A 15,567-nucleotide genomic window follows, 5' to 3' on the forward strand; every position below is an offset into this window, starting at 1 on the left:
GCTCCCACATTGCGTCGGACGGCGCCGGCCCGTCGCGGTGCGGGTCAGGCGCCGCGGTCGGTGCTGCGGGTCAGCCGAGTTCGCCGCACAGGGCGACGCCGAGCGCGTTGCGGACGCTGTCGGCGTCGTCATGGCGGGCGAGCAGGAAGTGCAGCTTGGCGAACGCGGCCTCGAGGGTCAGGTCGTGACCGGGGGTGACCCCGATCCGGTTCAGCGTGGCGCCGGTGGCGTACGCGCCCTGGTGCACGCTGCCGCCGCGGCACTGGGTCAAGTTGAGCACCACCACGCCGCGCGCCACTGCGCGCGCGAGCGCGTCCATCAGCCGGGCGTCGGCATCGGGCGGGTTGCCCACGCCGTAGGTGCGCAGGATCAGGCCGCGCACCGCGGGGCGGTCGAGCACGGCGTCGATGATGCGCGCCGGGATGCCGGGATATACCGTCACCATCGCGACCGCCTCGGGGTCGAACACGGGGACGGCGAAATCCTCCACGGTGGCCGGCAGCAGGCGTTCACGGTGCAGCGTGATGTCGATGCCGATATCGGCCAGATGCGGGTAGTTCGGCGAGTCGAAGGCGGCGAACGCGGTAGTGTGGAGCTTGCTGCTGCGATTGCCGCGCAGCAGGCGGCCGGCAAAGTGCAGACAGACTTCGGGGAGTGCCTGGCCGGCGGCCAGGATCAGTGCGGTGACGAGGTTGTCGACGCCGTCGCTGCGCGGTTCGAGGAGCGGGATCTGGGCGCCGGTGAAGATCACCGGCTTGCCCGTACCGCGCAGCATGAACGACAGCGCCGACGCGCTGTAGGCCATGGTGTCGGTGCCGTGGAGCACGACGAAACCGTCATACTGCCCCCAGCGCCTGACCAGTTCGTGGCCGATCTCGCTCCAGTGCGCGGGCTGCAGGTTGGAGCTGTCGATCAGGTGTTCGAGTTCGACCACATCAAAGGCAGGCAACCCGGCGAGCACGCGCTCGCCCAGCAGGCCGGGCAGCGCCCCACCGAAACCGGCCAGCGGACGGTAGCCGTCGGACGAGGCCGCCATGCCGATGGTGCCTCCGGTATGGAGGACCAGTACGCGGGTTTCGGTCGGGCTTGTCTTCATGCGGGCTCAGCGTGTGGTGGGTTTGTTGTTCGCTTCGAGCGCCCAGGCGGCGCGATCGGCGTCGAGCTCGGGAGCATCCGCGGAATCGAGCACCCAGGCGGCGCGGTCGATGTCGAGGTCGGGGAAGCGCGCCGGATCGAACACCGGGTTTTCCGTGCCCGCGGCAATCTGTTGGTCGAAGTCGCGCATGATACGCAAGCCCGGCTTGAACAGCACGGCCAGGGCCAGCAGGTTGGCGAGCGCGAGGAAGCCCATGGTCACGTCGGCGAAGGCGAAGGCGGTGCCGAGGTCGGTGGTCGCCCCCCAGCCGCAGAGCACGATCACCAGCGCGCGGTAGGCTGCCAGCAGCGGTTTGTTGCGGTCGCTGAAGTAGCTCAGGCTGTTCTCGCCCAGATAGTAGTTGTAGACGATGGTGGTGAAGCCGAACAGCATCAGTGCGATGCTGACGAAGCTCCGCCCCCATTCGCCCACGTGCCCGGCGAGCGAGGCCTGGGTCAGCGCGACGCCGCCCATCTCGGCAGCCATGCCCGGCTGGTAGGCGGTGCCGAGCAGGATGATGACCGCGGTGCAGGTGCAGATGATCAGGGTGTCGATGAACACAGAGAAGGCCTGCACGATGCCCTGGTTGGCCGGGTGCGGCACGTAGGCGACCGCGGCCACGTTGGGCGCACTGCCCAGCCCGGCCTCGTTGGAGAACAGGCCGCGCTTGACTCCGAGCAGGATCGCCGCGCCGATGCCGCCGCCAACGGCGGGCTCCAGGCCGAATGCGCTCTTCACGATCAGCGCGAGTACCGCGGGCACCTCGCCCAGATTCATCGCCAGCACCACCAGGGCGACCGCGAGGTAGCTGACCGCCATCACCGGCACCAGCACGTCGGCCACCTTGGCGATGCGCTTGACCCCGCCCATCACGATCACGCCGACCACCACCGCCAGGCCGATGCCGGTGGCGAGCACCGGGATGCCGAAGGCGTCGTGGAAGGAGGTCGCCACCGAGTACGACTGCAGCGCGCTGAAGCCGAAGCCGAAGGTCACCAGCAGCAACACCGAATAGACCGCCGCCAGCCATTTCCAATTCGGCCCCATGCCGCGCGAGATATAGAAGGCCGGGCCGCCGCGATAGGTGCCGTCCGGCTCGGCCTTCTTGTACGCCTGGGCCAGCGTGCACTCGAAGTAGCTGGTCGCCATGCCGAGCAGGCCCACCATCCACATCCAGAAGATCGCGCCCGGCCCGCCGAGGGTGATTGCCACCGCGACGCCCGCGATATTGCCGCCGCCGACACGCCCGGCTACCGACAGCATCAGCGCCTGGAAGGAGGTCAGGTGGCCGTGCTGCCCGCGCGCGAAGGCCTGGTTGGCGCTGAGAATCCGGAACATGCGCCCGAAATAGCGAAACTGCACGAAGCGCGAGCCGACGGTAAACCAGACGCCGAGGCCGATCAGCGCCACGATCAGTACCTTGCTCCACAGCAGGTCGTTGATGAGATCAAGCATGGTGGTGTCCTCCGGATACGATCGAGCGGGATGCGACGGGGTCAAGCGGCCGGCATGCGCCGGTGGACGGTGGAGTCGGGAACAAGGTTGGGGGCATGACGAATCTCCATTTGCGACCGAGGGCGCTGTTGTCGTTTTGGCGGTTGTACGGACATATTTCAGCAAGCTGCAAGCTTCCAGTAAATTTGTCGTCCTGACACAAACGGGCGCGGCCTGATGCGCGAAGTGCGTCAGACTGCGTCAGATGGGTCAATATGGACGCCAGGCCGGGGCAGGCAGAGAACATGCGGAGCGCGAGCGCCGGCCGAACCGGCCGCACGTGGTTCGCCAGGGAGTCGCCGATGCATGAGGATTTCGCCCGCAACCTGCGGTTGCTGTGCAGCTATTACAAGTCGATCGCCGAGGTGTGCCGGCGGCTGGACGTCAATCGTCCGCAGTTCAATCGCTACCTGAGCGGCCGCTACCGTCCGGCGGCATTCACGCTGCGGCGCTTCTGCGACTTCTTCGGGGTCGAGGAGCACGAGATCCTGCTGCCCGGCGAGCAGTTCGAACGCCTGCTGCAGTCCCGCCCGCGCCCGCCCGAGGCGGCCGAAGCGCCGTCGCCGGAGGCGGTCCATCTCGATCACCTGAAGCGCATCGGCAGCGCCGGGCTGGAGAAATACCTCGGCTACTACTTCGAGAACTACCTGTCGATGGCCTGTCCGGGCAAGCTGCTGCGCACTCTGGTGTGCATCGAGCGCCGCGCCGACGGGGTGTATTACCAGCGCACCGAGCGCCTGCCCGAACGCCCGCGCGAGAAGGCCCACCACGGCATCTACCTGGGCATGGCGCATTTCCTGACCGACCGCATCTTTCTCGTCGACTACGAATCGGTGGGCGGTATGGAAATCACCCAGACGATCCTGTTTCCGTCGTTCAAGAATCGGGTCACCCGTCTCACCGGCCTCAAGCTGGGCGCCTCCGACAGCGGCGAGCGCATGCCGTGCTGCACCCGCGTGGTGTACGAATACCTCGGGCACACCGTCGATGTGCGGCGTGCACTGCGCCGCTGCGGGCTCTACGATCCGGACGATCCCTCCGTCGACGAGATAACGCGCAAGGCGGTGGGCAACGACATCGCCCCCGGCGAGTGGCACTTCCGCGCGCGCTTCTAGAACTTTGCTGACGGCGATTATCGATGAGTTTCGCGCCGAGGGGCTTGGGGTTATGACATGAGGGTGAAGCTGCCCCGTGAGGCGGCGCACACCAGACTTTAGGTGCTCATCGTGCTCAATCCGGATCCGATATTGAAACCGCTGGTAGTTTTGCGCGCGCGACGAGTTCGAGGTCCCACGGCGGGTCGTGCGGGAAGTCGAGCACAAGGTGGTCGAGGAAGAGCTTCAAGCGGGTCGCGTTTCGCTGCGTTTTCGGGTAGACGGCAGATAGCCAGTACGGCGGGATGCGGTAGCCCTTCAGCAGCGGGATGAGGTTGCCCTTGATGATTTCCTGGGTGCAGACGACGGTGGGCAGGCACACCACGGCCATGTCTTCGAGCGCGATTTCCTTGAGGAAATGGACGGAGTTGCTCTTGAACTTGGGCACCAGCTCGACATCGACCGCTTCGTAGGCGTCCTCGAATATCCACCTGTCCCTGCTCGGGTAGCGCGAGTAGAGGCCGAGGTCGTGCCGCTGCAGATCGAGCGGATGCAGGATCGGGGCGTGCTTTTCCAGATAGGCCGGTGAGGCGCAGAAGATGCGGCGGACAGGGAAAAGTTTGCGCTGCACTAGGTCTTCAGAAATCGGCGAGAAGATTTGCAGCGCGCAGTCGAACCCTTCCTTGACCGGATCGATCACCATGTCATTCACGACGAAATCGAAACAGATCCCGGGATATTTCGCGCTGAACCTGCACAGGAATCCGGCCATGTGTCCGAGCACCAGCCCGGGCAGGCCGTGCACGCGCAGCAGGCCCGTCGGCGAGTTCTTCGCATTGCGCATTTCCTCGACGATTTCGTTGGCCCGTGCGATCAGCTGGGCGCATTCCTCGTAGTACGACTGTCCCACCTCGGATAGGGAAACGTTGCGCGTGCTGCGGTGGAACAGGGGCACACCGACGTAGTCTTCCAGTTGCTTGATCCGGGTGGTCACCACCGATTTGGAGACGTCCAGCTGGCGCGCCACCTCGGTGAAGCTGCCGACTTCGGCGACGCGCACGAAGGCATCCATGCAGTTGAAGTAGTCCATGACGCTCCTCTCCGGCCAACAGGATGGTTGCAGCGGGTGGTGCTGCCATGCCGGATCTCATGTTCTCAATTTCCGAACGTATTGTTAAGCCATCGCCGCCTGGTTGCCGATAGCGCCGAAAGCGTTTACGGGGGCGTGCGCGCCTCATGCTGCTTCGGTATCGTTCGGACTTGTGCGATGCAGCATTCCTTCCCCGCCGCGACCGGGCTTGCGTTTCTGATCGAACGGGCGGAACGAGAAGGCCAGGATGAGCACGAGACCGTCGGTCGTTCGCAGTGCGGTCCGGTTCGGTCGTTCTGTTTTCGCGAACGAATGAGGCGCGCTTTGTGAGCTTCTCGTGGCATCCGCAGGGGACTAGAGTCCTTTCCAAGCAGGCGGCAAGAGCAAACCTGCCACCCATCAAACCGGAAGAGGAGACCAGCATGTCTGAATTCGTTACGCGATTTGGCGCTCTCGACGATTACGAAAAAGGTTACATCGAGATCATCAACGACAAACCCAGGAACTACGCGTTCTCCAACGTGTTCGAGGTCGCTTCTGGTGCGCGACCCTATGAAAAGGTCGCTGTGGCGAAGAACCTGGAATACGTGATCGAGGCGATCCGCGCCGAGGGGACATCTGGCTGGATGGCGGCGTCCCACGATGAGTTCTGCATCGTCATGGACGGCGAGGTCGAGGTCGAATACGTCAAGTTGAACCACCCCGATGCGGTGGTCGCACCCGGCAAGAGCGGCACGGTGGCGGTCGAGTCCGAGCCCGATGGTCGTCGCATGGGTTCCATTCGCCTGCGTCGCGGCCATCAGGCCCTGCTGCCGAAGGGCGCAGCCTACCGGTTCAGGAGCGCCCGGCCGTCAGTGATGATCCAGCAATCGATCCAGGGCGATCTCACCGTCGAGAAATGGGCCGAGATCTGCTACCGCTGATCCGCGCCGGACAACCGAATCGACATTCAATCATCGAGGACACCGCAATGAACGCAGTCACCGAAAAGATCCCGGTCACCGTCGCCGGGTACAAGACCTTCACCCTGGGCGCCTTCACCTTCTCGCGCGACGAATATTTCGTCACCATCACCTGGCCGGTGAAGGATGGCCGCCATTCGCATACCATGAGCGCCGACGCCTTCCTGCGCGCACTGATGCGCGATGTGGCCTGGGGCTTCTTCTACGGCGTGGTCAACTTCGACCACGTGTTCGGTACCCGCAACCTGTACGGCCGGGTCGAGTTCTTCGCTGGGCGCCTCAACGAGCACTATCACAACGCCGGCCTCTCCTACGTCGAGGAGTTCGAGTCGCCGATCGCGATGCGTGTGATCAAGGAGATCCTCGCCGACTGGGTCAACGAGGGCTTCGACCCCTTCGCCGCGCCGCTGGAGACGGGCGATGCCGCCTTTGGCGAGAAGCATGGCAGCAACCTCGGGGCGATCGATCGTTTCCGGGTGGCGACCAAGCGCATGCCCGGGCTCAAGGGCGATTCGCCACTGCGCTCCGATGCCAACGGCTACCCGATCAATCGCGCCTTCGCCGACGTGGCGCAGGACGAACCGGAGATCGAGGCCGAGCCCGGCTTCGAGGACGAACTGCACGCCTTCAACCTCTTTGCCTACCTGTCGCGTTCGGACGTCACCTGGAATCCTTCGGTGACCTCCGTGTGCAAGAACAGCCTGTTCTGCCCAACGACCGAGGAATACATCCTGCCGATCATCCACGGCAACGACCGGGTCGAGTGGTTCATGCAGTTTTCGGACGAGATCGTCTGGAACATCACCGACAAGGATACGGGGCGGCCGCGCGCGCGGGTCGTGATGCGACCGGGTGACGTGGCGGCGATGCCGGCGGACATCGCGCATCAGGGCTTCTCCAACAAGCGTTCGATGCTGCTGGTATGGGAGAACGCCAGTCCCGAAATCGTGCAGAAGTACGCCTCGGGCGAGCTCCCGCCCTATCCGGTCGACTTCTGAATCCGACCCTGCACCCCCAGTCGGCTGTCTCCCCCGCAGCGCCGCGCCGGCCGCCGTAACCACGGTGGGCCCGGCGGTGCCGTGGGCGGGTTCGGCCGCCCCTGCACCGCCCCCGGAGAGCAACGTGGCCACAATCCAGAACAAGCTATTCATTGACGGCGAATTCGTCGATGCCCTCGATGGGGCGACGATCGACGTCCTCAATCCCCACGACAATTCCCTCATCACCCGCGTCGCCGAGGCCAAGGCCGCCGACGTCGATCGCGCGGTCGCCGCCGCGGCGCGTGCCTTTCCCAAGTGGAGCGCGCTGGCGGCGGCCGAGCGTGGCCGCCTGCTGCTGAAGCTGGCCGATCGCATCGAGGCCGAGGCCGACGAACTTGCCCGCCTCGAAGCGCTCGACACCGGCCATCCCATCCGCGACGCCCGCAACATCGACGTCATGCGCACCGCCGCCTGCTACCGCTATTTCGGCGGCATGGCCGACAAGTTCCAGGGCAGCGTGGTGCCGGTCGAGGCCGGCTTCCTCAACTACGTGCAGCGCGCGCCGATCGGCGTGGTCGGCCAGATCGTGCCGTGGAACTTCCCGCTGATGTTCACCAGCTGGAAGCTCGGCCCGGCGCTGGCCGCCGGCAACACGGTGGTCATGAAACCGTCCGAGATCACGCCGCTGTCCACGCTGCGCATCGCCGAGCTGATGGCCGAGGTCGGCTTCCCGGAAGGGGTGGTCAACGTCGTTGTCGGCTACGGCCACACCGCCGGCCAGCATCTGGCCGAACACCCCGACGTGGGCAAGATTTCCTTCACCGGCTCTACCGCGGTGGGCCGGCGCATCGTCGAGGCCTCCAAGGGCAACCTCAAGCGCGTGCAGCTCGAACTGGGCGGCAAGGGCGCCAACATCGTGTTCGAGGACGCCAACATCTCCGCTGCGGTGAATGGCTCGGCCTGGGCGATCTTCCACAACCAGGGTCAGGCCTGCATCGCCGGTTCGCGTCTCATCATTCACGAGCGCGTCGCCGACGAATTCCTCGATCGCTTCGTTGGCCTGGCGAAGTCCATCCGGCTGGGCAATCCGCTCGATCCCGAAACCGAGATGGGGCCGCTCACCTCCGCGGTGCACCGCGACCGCGTGCTGTCCTACGTCGAGATCGCCCGCCAGCAAGGCGGCGAAATTCTTGCCGGCGGCAAACCGCCGCAGGACCCGGCGCTGGCTGCCGGCTGCTACATCGAGCCTACCATCGTGCGTGCCCGGCCGACCGACCGCGTGGCGCAGGAGGAGGTGTTCGGCCCCTTCGTTGCGGTGACCACCTTCAAGGACGACGCCGAAGCGCTCGCCATTGCCAACGGCACCGAATATGGGCTTGGCAGCGGCTTGTGGACGCGGGACCTGGCGCGCGCGCACAAGATGGCCGGTGCGATCCGCGCCGGCATGGTCTGGATCAACAGCTACAAGCGGGTGAATCCCGGATCGCCCTTCGGCGGCGTCGGCCAGTCCGGCTACGGCCGCGAGATGGGTTTCGAGGCCATGCACGACTACACCGAGGCCCGCTCGGTGTGGGTGAACGTGGATGCGGTAATTCCGCCGCACTTCAAGCGCTGAGGTCACCATGATCAGCAAGATCGTTGAATCCGTCGCCGCCGCCGTCGCCGGCATCGGCAATGGCGCCACGGTGATGATCGGCGGCTTCGGCACCGCCGGCATGCCGTCGGAACTGATAGACGGCCTGATCGAGAGCGGTGCGCGCGAACTGGTGGTGGTCAACAACAACGCCGGCAACGGCGACACCGGGCTGGCCGCGCTGCTGAAGGCGCGCCGTGTGCGCAAGATCGTCTGCTCCTTCCCGCGCCAGGCTGATTCCCACGTGTTCGACGCACTCTTCCGGGCCGGCGCCATCGAGCTGGAGCTGGTGCCGCAGGGCAACCTCGCCTGCCGCATCGAGGCCGCCGGGGCCGGGCTGGGGGCGATCTTCACCCCCACCGGCTACGGCACGCAGCTCGCCGAGGGCAAGGAGACGCGGCTGATCGACGGCCGCCACTACGTGCTCGAAATGCCGATCCGGGCCGATTTCGCGCTGGTGAAATGCCACCGCGCCGATCGCTGGGGCAACCTGGTCTATCGCAAGACCGCGCGCAACTTCGGCCCGATCATGGCGCGCGCGGCCAGGACCACGGTGGTACAGGCCGATCACGTCGTCGAGCTCGGCGAGATCGATCCCGAGGTCATCGTCACCCCGGGCATCTTCGTCAAACGTGTGGTGCATGTCCCGCGTACCGACCGGTACGCGCGGGCAGGCTGAGGAGCGGACATGACAAGCGAAATCAAGCGGCTGTCGCGCGACGAGGTTGCGGCACGGGTGGCGCGCGACATCCCCGAGGGTGCCTACGTGAACCTGGGCATCGGCGCACCCACCCGCATCGCCAACTACCTGCCGGCCGACCGCGAGATCTTCCTGCAGAGCGAGAACGGCCTGCTCGGCATGGGCCCGGCGCCGGCCACCGGTGAGGACGATCCGGAACTCATCAACGCCGGCAAGGAGCCGGTGACCCTGCTCGCCGGCGGCGCCTTCTTTCACCACGGCGACTCCTTCGCGATGATGCGCGGCGGCCATCTGGACATCTGCGTGCTCGGTGCCTTCCAGGTGTCGACGCGCGGCGATCTCGCCAACTGGCACACCGGCGCGCCCGACGCGATTCCCGCCGTCGGCGGGGCGATGGACCTCGCCATCGGCGCCAAGCAGGTCTTTGTACTGATGGACCTGCTGACCAAGATCGGCGAGAGCAAGCTGGTCGAGCACTGCACCTATCCGCTCACCGGCATCGGTTGTGTGAATCGGATCTATTCCGACCTGGCGGTGATCGACATCGACCCGGACGGGCCCAAGGTCGTGGAGATGGTCGACGGCCTCGACCTCGAAACGCTGCGTGCCATGACCGGTATCGCCCTGCAGGCGAAGAAGGACGCGCGATGAAAACCTTCAGCTACCAAAGCCTGCCGATGCGGGTGATTTTCGGCCAGGGCACGCTGGACAAGGTGGCCGCCGAGGTCGAGCGGCTGGGGGCGCGCTCCGCGCTCGTGTTGTGCTCCGAGCCCCAGCGCGCCAGCGCGGAGGAGGTCGCCCGCCTGCTCGGCGCGCGCGCGGCCGGCATCTACGACAAGGCGCAGATGCACGTGCCGATCGAGACCGCCGAGGAAGCGCGCAGCATCGCCGCCGAGCTCGGCGCGGACTGCTGCGTGGCGGTCGGCGGCGGTTCGACGATAGGGCTGGGCAAGGCGATCGCGCTGGCCTCCTCGCTGCCCATCGTCGCCATTCCCACCACCTTCGCCGGCTCGGAGATGACGCCCATCTATGGCATCACCGAAGGCGGGCTGAAACGTACCGGACGCGATCCGCGGGTATTGCCTGCCGCGGTGATCTACGACCCGGCGCTCACCGCGACGCTGCCGCCGCGCATCGCCGCCACCAGCGGCATCAACGCCATCGCCCATGCGGTCGAGGCGCTGTACGCGCAGGACGCCAACCCGATCATCAGCCTGATGGCGGAAGAGAGCATCCGCGCGCTGGCGGCCGCACTGCCGCGCGTCGTGACCGATCCGGCGGATGCGGAAGCGTCGTCGGATGCGCTCTACGGCGCCTGGCTCGCCGGCGCCTGCCTGGGTGCGGTCGGCATGGCCATCCACCACAAGCTCTGCCACACGCTGGGCGGCACGTTCAATCTGCCGCACGCCGAGATGCACACCATCGTGCTGCCGCACGCGGTCGCCTACAACCGCGCGGCGGTTCCGGAGGCGATGGCCCGGGTGTCGCGCGCGTTGGGTGGCTTGGATGCAGCCAGCGGCCTCTATGACCTGGCCGCCGGACTGGGTGCGCCGCTGGCGCTGGCCGACATCGGCATGCCCGAGGACGGCCTGGAGCGGGCCGCGCAGCTTGCCACCGAGAACCCCTACTACAACCCGCGTCCGATCGAGCGCGGGGCAATTCTGGCGTTGTTGCGCGACGCCTACCACGGGCGACGACCGGCACCGGCTTGAACGCGCCCCGACCGCCACAAGAACCACAGGAGGAGACAATCATGAACAAGCAACACAACAACCCGGCCATCGTGGCCGACCGCCGCCGCACCCTCAAGCTGATCGGCGGCGCCGCACTCACCGCGGCTACGCTGGGCCTGCCCGGCGCGGTGTTCGCGCAGGCGGGCAGGAAGATCAAGATCGGCTTCGTCACGCCGAAGACCGGGCCACTCTCACCCTTCGCCGAGGCCGACAGCTTCGTCATCGAGCAGATGCGCAAGCGGTTCGCCGCAGGTCTGGACATCGGTGGCGTGAATCACCCGGTCGAGATCATCGTCAAGGACAGCCAGTCCAACCCCAACCGCGCAGCTGGCGTGGCGACCGACCTGATCGTCAAGGACAAGATCGACCTGATGCTGGTGTCGTCGACGCCGGAGACGACCAACCCGGTGTCCGACCAGTGCGAGCTCTACCGCAAGCCCTGCATCTCCACGGTTGCGCCCTGGCAGCCCTGGTTCTTCACCCGCGGCGGCAAGGCCGACAAGGGCTTCGACTGGACCTACCACTTCTTCTGGGGCCTGGAAGATCTGATTGCGGTATTCGACAGCATGTGGGCGGGGGCCGGCACCAACAAGGTGGTCGGCGCGCTGTGGCCGAACGACGGCGACGGCAATGCCTGGGGCGACGCCAAGCTGGGCTTTCCGCCGGTGCTGCAGAAGCACGGCTACACCGTGGTCGATCCGGGTCGCTACCAGAACCTGACCGCCGACTATTCGGCGCAGATCGCCCGCTACAAGGACGCCAAGGTCGAGATCCTGACCGGCGTGCCGATCCCGCCGGACTTCACCACCTTCTGGAACCAGGCGATGCAGAAGGGCTTCCGGCCCAAGGTCGCCACCGTCGGCAAGGCGCTGCTGTTCCCCAGCTCGGTCGAGGCGCTGGGCGACAACGGCGACGGCCTGTCGGCCGAGGTGTGGTGGACGCCCACGCATCCGTTCAAGTCCTCGCTCACCGGGCAGAACGCCGGCGAGCTCGCCGCCGCCTACGAGGCCGCGGTCAAGAAGCAATGGACCCAGCCGCTGGGCTTTGCCCACGCGCTGTTCGAGGTCGCCGTGGACGTACTCAAGCGCGCCAGGGATCTCGACAGCGCGGCCTCGATCCGCGACGCCATCGCCGCCACCCGCCTGGACACCATTGTCGGCCCGATCAGCTGGCAGGGCGGCCCGGTCAAGAACGTTGCCAAGACGCCGCTGGTCGGCGGCCAGTGGCGAAAGGGCGGCAAGCACAAGTACGAGCTCGTGATTGTCGACAACTCGCAGGCGACGATGATCCCGGTGAAGGATGCGCTCAGGCCGATCGGCGGCTGACGCGGCCATGTGCTATTTCGGAGAAAGGCTATGAGCGAACCGCTACTGCGCCTGCAGCAGGTGAGCAAGCGTTACGGCGCGCTCCAGGTCACCGACAACCTGAGCTTCTCCCTGGCAGAGGGAGAGGCACTCGGGGTGCTGGGACCCAACGGCGCCGGAAAGTCGACGATGTTCAACCTGATCACCGGCGATGTGCGTCCCGACGCCGGCCAGGTCTTCTACGCCGGCGGCGACATCACGCCGCTGGCGCCGTCCGCGCGCTGCCGCCAGGGCATCGGACGCTCCTACCAGGTGCCGCATCCGCTGGCGGGCATGACGGTGTTCGAGAACCTGGTGGTGGGGGCGATGTACGGCGCCGGGCTGGACGAGGACGCGGCCTACGAACACTGCGTCGGCGTGCTCGACCGCACCGGGCTCGCCCGCCGCGCCAATCAGCTCGCCGGCACGCTGACGCTGCTCGACCGCAAGCGGCTCGAGCTCGCCCGCGCGCTGTCGACCAAGCCGCGCCTGCTGCTGCTCGACGAGATCGCCGGCGGCCTCACCGACCACGAGGCCGGCGCGCTGGTGGACACGATCCGCGCGATCCGCGCCGACGGCGTCTCCATCGTCTGGATCGAGCACGTGGTTCATGCGCTGCTGGCGGTGGTCGACCGGCTGATCGTCATCAACTTCGGCGCCTTGCTGACCGAGGGCCACCCGGAAACGGTGATGGCCAGCCGCGAGGTCCGCGAGGTCTACATGGGGGTGGAAGCATGAACGGAACCTTGTTGCGTACGCGCGGACTCACCGGCTTCTACGGCGACTTCCAGGCGCTCTTCGGTATCGACCTGGAGATCGCCGAGGGCGAGGTCGTGTCCATCATCGGCGCCAACGGCGCCGGCAAGAGCACCTTCCTGCGCAGCCTGGTCGGTCTCAACAAGGCCGCGGCGGAGGCGGTCGAGTTCGACGGTCGGCCGATCGGCGGACTGCCGCCCTACGAGATCGTCCGCCAAGGCATCGCTTTGGTGCCGGAGGGGCGCCGCCTCTTCCCCAGCCTGACGGTGGAAGAGAACCTGCGTCTCGGCGCCCATCCCGGCCGCACCGGTCCGTGGAACCTGGAGCGGGTCTATGGGCTGTTCCCGATCCTGAAGGAGCGCCGCGGCAGCCCGGGCACGGCACTGTCCGGCGGCCAGCAGCAGATGGTCGCCATCGGCCGCGCGCTGATGTCCAACCCGCGCCTGCTGCTGTGCGACGAGATCTCGCTCGGCCTGTCGCCCCTGGTGATCCGCGACATCTATGCCGGTATGCCGAAGGTCCTGGAGTCCGGCACTGCGGTGATCGTGGTCGAGCAGGATATCGGTCAGGCGATCAACGTCGCCGACCGGGTGTACTGCTTCCAGGAAGGTCGCGTTTCGCTGTGCGGCGCGACTGGCGCGCTGAGCCGGGAACAGATCTCCGACGCATATTTCGGCAGTCATCACTGAGGAGACTTCGATGCTCAATGCCATCGACACCATCGTCCAGGGCGTCCTGCTCGGTGGCTTGTACGCGCTGTTCGCGACCGGGCTGTCGCTCGCCTTCGGAATCATGCGCTTCGTCAACATCGCCCATGGCGATTTCATCATCCTCGGCGCCTTCGCCGCGCTCGCGCTGATCGGCGTGGTGCCGATGCATCCGCTGCTGACACTGGCGGTGGTGGTGCCGGCGCTGGCCGTACTCGGCTACTGGGCCCAGCGCCTGGTCTACAACCGCACCCTGGGGCGCGACATCATGCCCCCGCTGTTGGTGACCTTCGGCCTGTCGGTGATGCTGCAGAACGTCCTGCTCGAACTCTTCTCCGGCGATTCCCGCCGGCTCGACGCCGGGGCGCTGTCGTCGGCGAGCATCGAGCTCGGTGACCTGTCGGTGGGCGTCTTCCCGGTGCTGACGCTGGTGGTCGCTGTTGCGGTGATCGGCGGGCTGCAGTTCGTCTTTGCCCGTACCGCGCTCGGGCGCTCGCTGCGCGCCACGTCCGACGATCCCGAGATCGTGCAGTTGATGGCGGTCGACAGCCGCAAGATCTACGCGGTGGCGATGGGCATCGCCTCGGCGACGGTGGCGCTCGCCGGCGTCTTCCTCGGCATGACCAAGGCCTTCGATCCGCTGCTCGGCCCGCCGCAGCTGCTGTTTGCGTTCGAGGCGGTGATCATCGGCGGCCTCGGTTCGCTGTGGGGCACGCTGGCCGGCGGCATGGTGCTGGGCATCGCCCAAGCGGTCGGTTTCCGCGTCGATCCCGGCTGGGGAGTCCTGTTCGGGCACCTGGCCTTCTTCGTCGTCCTGCTGCTCCGTCCGCAGGGGCTGTTCCCGAAAACCCGCGATCGCTGAAACCCCAGGAGACAGACATGACGAGAAAGACATACACGGTCGACCGCAGCACGCCCCTTTCGCAGGCGGCACTGGGCAGCGGTGGCGCGCTGGTGGTGCTGGGTGCGACCCTGCCGCTGTGGGCGGGCGACGACACCCTGGTGACCTTGGTCGAATTCCTCTATTTCCTGGCGCTGGCGCAGATGTGGAACCTGCTCGCCGGCTATGGCGGGTTGATCTCGATCGGCCAGCAGGCCTTTATCGGGCTGGGTGCCTACGCGATGGTGACGTTGTCGCTGTTCGCCGGCATCAACCCCTTCGTCGCGGTGCCGCTGGCCGGCCTCGTCGCCGGGCTGGCGGCGTGGCCGGCGGCGCGTGCGCTGTTCCGCCTGCAGGGGCCCTACTTCGCGGTCGGCTCCTGGGTGCTGGCCGAGATCCTGCGGCTGGTGTTCTCCAACTTCACCACACTCGGTGGTGGTAGCGGCGTCAGCATCACCGCCGCGGTCATCGACATCGATCCGTGGTGGCGGGGGGCGTTGAGCTACTGGCTGGCGCTGGCGGTCGGCGTCGGTTCGGTAGGTGCGGTGTACCTGCTGCTGCGCTCCAAGCGCGGCATGGCGCTGACCGCAGTGCGCGACTCGGAAACCGCCGCCGAGAGCATCGGCATCTCGGTCAGCCGCATCAAGCTGCAGGTCTACATCGCCTCGGCGATCGGCACCGGCATCATCGGCGCGCTGATCTTCCTCACCAAGCTGCGCGTGTCGCCCGATGCCGCGTTCTCGATGGAATGGTCGGCGCTGATCATCTTCATCGTCATCATCGGCGGCGTCGGCACGATAGAGGGGCCGCTGCTCGGCACCATCCTGTACTTCCTGCTGCGCAACTACATGGCGGACTACGGCTCGTGGTACCTGATCCTGCTGGGCGCGATCGCGGTGCTGACCATGCTGTTCATGCGCCGCGGCATCTGGGGCTGGCTCGCCGCCCGCTACGACCTGCAACTCTTCCCCGTCCAGCGCCGCCTGCGCCGCGCCGCCCCCGGCCCGGCCGCCGCTGCAGTGGAATCCCTCGCCATCTCTTCCGTCCCCAAGGCATGACA

General features: G+C 66.7%; 15 protein-coding genes. 12 read left to right on the plus strand and 3 right to left on the minus strand.

Annotated elements, in window-relative coordinates; translation table 11 throughout:
* Window positions 1-70: 70 nt before the first annotated feature.
* Both AC3A35_RS12895 and AC3A35_RS12900 read right to left on the minus strand, forming a co-directional pair.
* The gene (locus tag AC3A35_RS12895) at window positions 71-1,096 is read right to left on the minus strand and encodes a type I asparaginase (RefSeq protein ID WP_487436508.1); all 1,026 of its coding nucleotides are present in this window, start codon (window positions 1,094-1,096) and stop codon (window positions 71-73) included.
* Window positions 1,097-1,102: 6 nt separating this feature from the next.
* A complete protein-coding gene (locus tag AC3A35_RS12900; RefSeq protein ID WP_487436509.1) occupies window positions 1,103-2,590 on the minus strand; it encodes an alanine/glycine:cation symporter family protein in 1,488 nt (495 codons plus the stop codon).
* A 341-nt stretch (window positions 2,591-2,931) separates the two neighbouring features.
* Between AC3A35_RS12900 and AC3A35_RS12905 the strand changes: the two genes are divergently transcribed.
* Window positions 2,932-3,744, plus strand: a complete 813-nt coding sequence (locus AC3A35_RS12905; RefSeq protein ID WP_487436510.1) for a helix-turn-helix domain-containing protein — start codon at window positions 2,932-2,934, stop codon at window positions 3,742-3,744.
* A gap of 115 nt (window positions 3,745-3,859) precedes the next feature.
* On the opposite strand, the gene AC3A35_RS12910 is transcribed toward AC3A35_RS12905, so the two are convergent.
* On the minus strand, window positions 3,860-4,813 hold the full coding sequence (locus tag AC3A35_RS12910; protein WP_487436511.1) for a LysR family transcriptional regulator: 954 nt from the start codon (window positions 4,811-4,813) through the stop codon (window positions 3,860-3,862).
* Window positions 4,814-5,235: 422 nt separating this feature from the next.
* Between AC3A35_RS12910 and AC3A35_RS12915 the strand changes: the two genes are divergently transcribed.
* From AC3A35_RS12915 to AC3A35_RS12965, 11 genes are all read left to right on the plus strand, one after another.
* Window positions 5,236-5,736, plus strand: coding sequence for a hypothetical protein (locus AC3A35_RS12915; RefSeq protein ID WP_487436512.1), 501 nt, complete (start codon window positions 5,236-5,238; stop codon window positions 5,734-5,736).
* Between the two features lie 47 nt (window positions 5,737-5,783).
* Window positions 5,784-6,773, plus strand: coding sequence for a hypothetical protein (locus tag AC3A35_RS12920; RefSeq protein WP_487436513.1), 990 nt, complete (start codon window positions 5,784-5,786; stop codon window positions 6,771-6,773).
* 124 nt (window positions 6,774-6,897) lie between these two features.
* Window positions 6,898-8,370 carry an aldehyde dehydrogenase family protein gene (locus AC3A35_RS12925; protein WP_487436514.1) on the plus strand — a complete coding sequence of 491 codons (1,473 nt, stop codon included), beginning with the start codon at window positions 6,898-6,900 and terminating at the stop codon, window positions 8,368-8,370.
* 7 nt (window positions 8,371-8,377) lie between these two features.
* Window positions 8,378-9,067 (plus strand): 3-oxoacid CoA-transferase subunit A, encoded by a 690-nt coding sequence (locus AC3A35_RS12930; protein ID WP_487436515.1) that lies wholly within the window; start codon window positions 8,378-8,380, stop codon window positions 9,065-9,067.
* A 9-nt stretch (window positions 9,068-9,076) separates the two neighbouring features.
* Window positions 9,077-9,739 (plus strand): 3-oxoacid CoA-transferase subunit B, encoded by a 663-nt coding sequence (locus AC3A35_RS12935; RefSeq protein WP_487436516.1) that lies wholly within the window; start codon window positions 9,077-9,079, stop codon window positions 9,737-9,739.
* On the plus strand, window positions 9,736-10,800 hold the full coding sequence (locus tag AC3A35_RS12940) for a maleylacetate reductase (RefSeq protein ID WP_487436517.1): 1,065 nt from the start codon (window positions 9,736-9,738) through the stop codon (window positions 10,798-10,800). Before AC3A35_RS12935 ends, AC3A35_RS12940 begins: the two co-directional genes overlap by 4 nt.
* Before the next feature lie 41 nt (window positions 10,801-10,841).
* Window positions 10,842-12,146, plus strand: a complete 1,305-nt coding sequence (locus AC3A35_RS12945) for an ABC transporter substrate-binding protein (RefSeq protein ID WP_487436518.1) — start codon at window positions 10,842-10,844, stop codon at window positions 12,144-12,146.
* A gap of 30 nt (window positions 12,147-12,176) precedes the next feature.
* Window positions 12,177-12,902 (plus strand): ABC transporter ATP-binding protein, encoded by a 726-nt coding sequence (locus AC3A35_RS12950; RefSeq protein WP_487436519.1) that lies wholly within the window; start codon window positions 12,177-12,179, stop codon window positions 12,900-12,902.
* The gene (locus tag AC3A35_RS12955; protein ID WP_487436520.1) at window positions 12,899-13,609 is read left to right on the plus strand and encodes an ABC transporter ATP-binding protein; all 711 of its coding nucleotides are present in this window, start codon (window positions 12,899-12,901) and stop codon (window positions 13,607-13,609) included. The genes AC3A35_RS12950 and AC3A35_RS12955 overlap by 4 nt, the downstream gene beginning before the upstream one ends.
* Window positions 13,610-13,619: 10 nt before the next feature.
* Window positions 13,620-14,489, plus strand: a complete 870-nt coding sequence (locus AC3A35_RS12960; protein WP_487436521.1) for a branched-chain amino acid ABC transporter permease — start codon at window positions 13,620-13,622, stop codon at window positions 14,487-14,489.
* Window positions 14,490-14,506: 17 nt separating this feature from the next.
* Entirely contained in the window at window positions 14,507-15,565 is a 1,059-nt protein-coding gene (locus AC3A35_RS12965; protein ID WP_487436522.1) for a branched-chain amino acid ABC transporter permease, read from the plus strand.
* Window positions 15,566-15,567 lie beyond the last annotated feature (2 nt).

Source organism: Azoarcus sp. Soil_N_20 (assembly GCF_057656155.1).

Bases quoted from the DNA above. Each gene is read 5' to 3' on its own strand.
- AC3A35_RS12895 (WP_487436508.1), bottom strand. From the start codon at position 1,096: ATGAAGACAAGCCCGACCGAAACCCGCGTACTGGTCCTCCATACCGGA.
- AC3A35_RS12900 (WP_487436509.1), bottom strand. From the start codon at position 2,590: ATGCTTGATCTCATCAACGACCTGCTGTGGAGCAAGGTACTGATCGTG.
- AC3A35_RS12905 (WP_487436510.1), top strand. From the start codon at position 2,932: ATGCATGAGGATTTCGCCCGCAACCTGCGGTTGCTGTGCAGCTATTAC.
- AC3A35_RS12910 (WP_487436511.1), bottom strand. From the start codon at position 4,813: ATGGACTACTTCAACTGCATGGATGCCTTCGTGCGCGTCGCCGAAGTC.
- AC3A35_RS12915 (WP_487436512.1), top strand. From the start codon at position 5,236: ATGTCTGAATTCGTTACGCGATTTGGCGCTCTCGACGATTACGAAAAA.
- AC3A35_RS12920 (WP_487436513.1), top strand. From the start codon at position 5,784: ATGAACGCAGTCACCGAAAAGATCCCGGTCACCGTCGCCGGGTACAAG.
- AC3A35_RS12930 (WP_487436515.1), top strand. From the start codon at position 8,378: ATGATCAGCAAGATCGTTGAATCCGTCGCCGCCGCCGTCGCCGGCATC.
- AC3A35_RS12935 (WP_487436516.1), top strand. From the start codon at position 9,077: ATGACAAGCGAAATCAAGCGGCTGTCGCGCGACGAGGTTGCGGCACGG.
- AC3A35_RS12940 (WP_487436517.1), top strand. From the start codon at position 9,736: ATGAAAACCTTCAGCTACCAAAGCCTGCCGATGCGGGTGATTTTCGGC.
- AC3A35_RS12945 (WP_487436518.1), top strand. From the start codon at position 10,842: ATGAACAAGCAACACAACAACCCGGCCATCGTGGCCGACCGCCGCCGC.
- AC3A35_RS12950 (WP_487436519.1), top strand. From the start codon at position 12,177: ATGAGCGAACCGCTACTGCGCCTGCAGCAGGTGAGCAAGCGTTACGGC.
- AC3A35_RS12955 (WP_487436520.1), top strand. From the start codon at position 12,899: ATGAACGGAACCTTGTTGCGTACGCGCGGACTCACCGGCTTCTACGGC.
- AC3A35_RS12960 (WP_487436521.1), top strand. From the start codon at position 13,620: ATGCTCAATGCCATCGACACCATCGTCCAGGGCGTCCTGCTCGGTGGC.
- AC3A35_RS12965 (WP_487436522.1), top strand. From the start codon at position 14,507: ATGACGAGAAAGACATACACGGTCGACCGCAGCACGCCCCTTTCGCAG.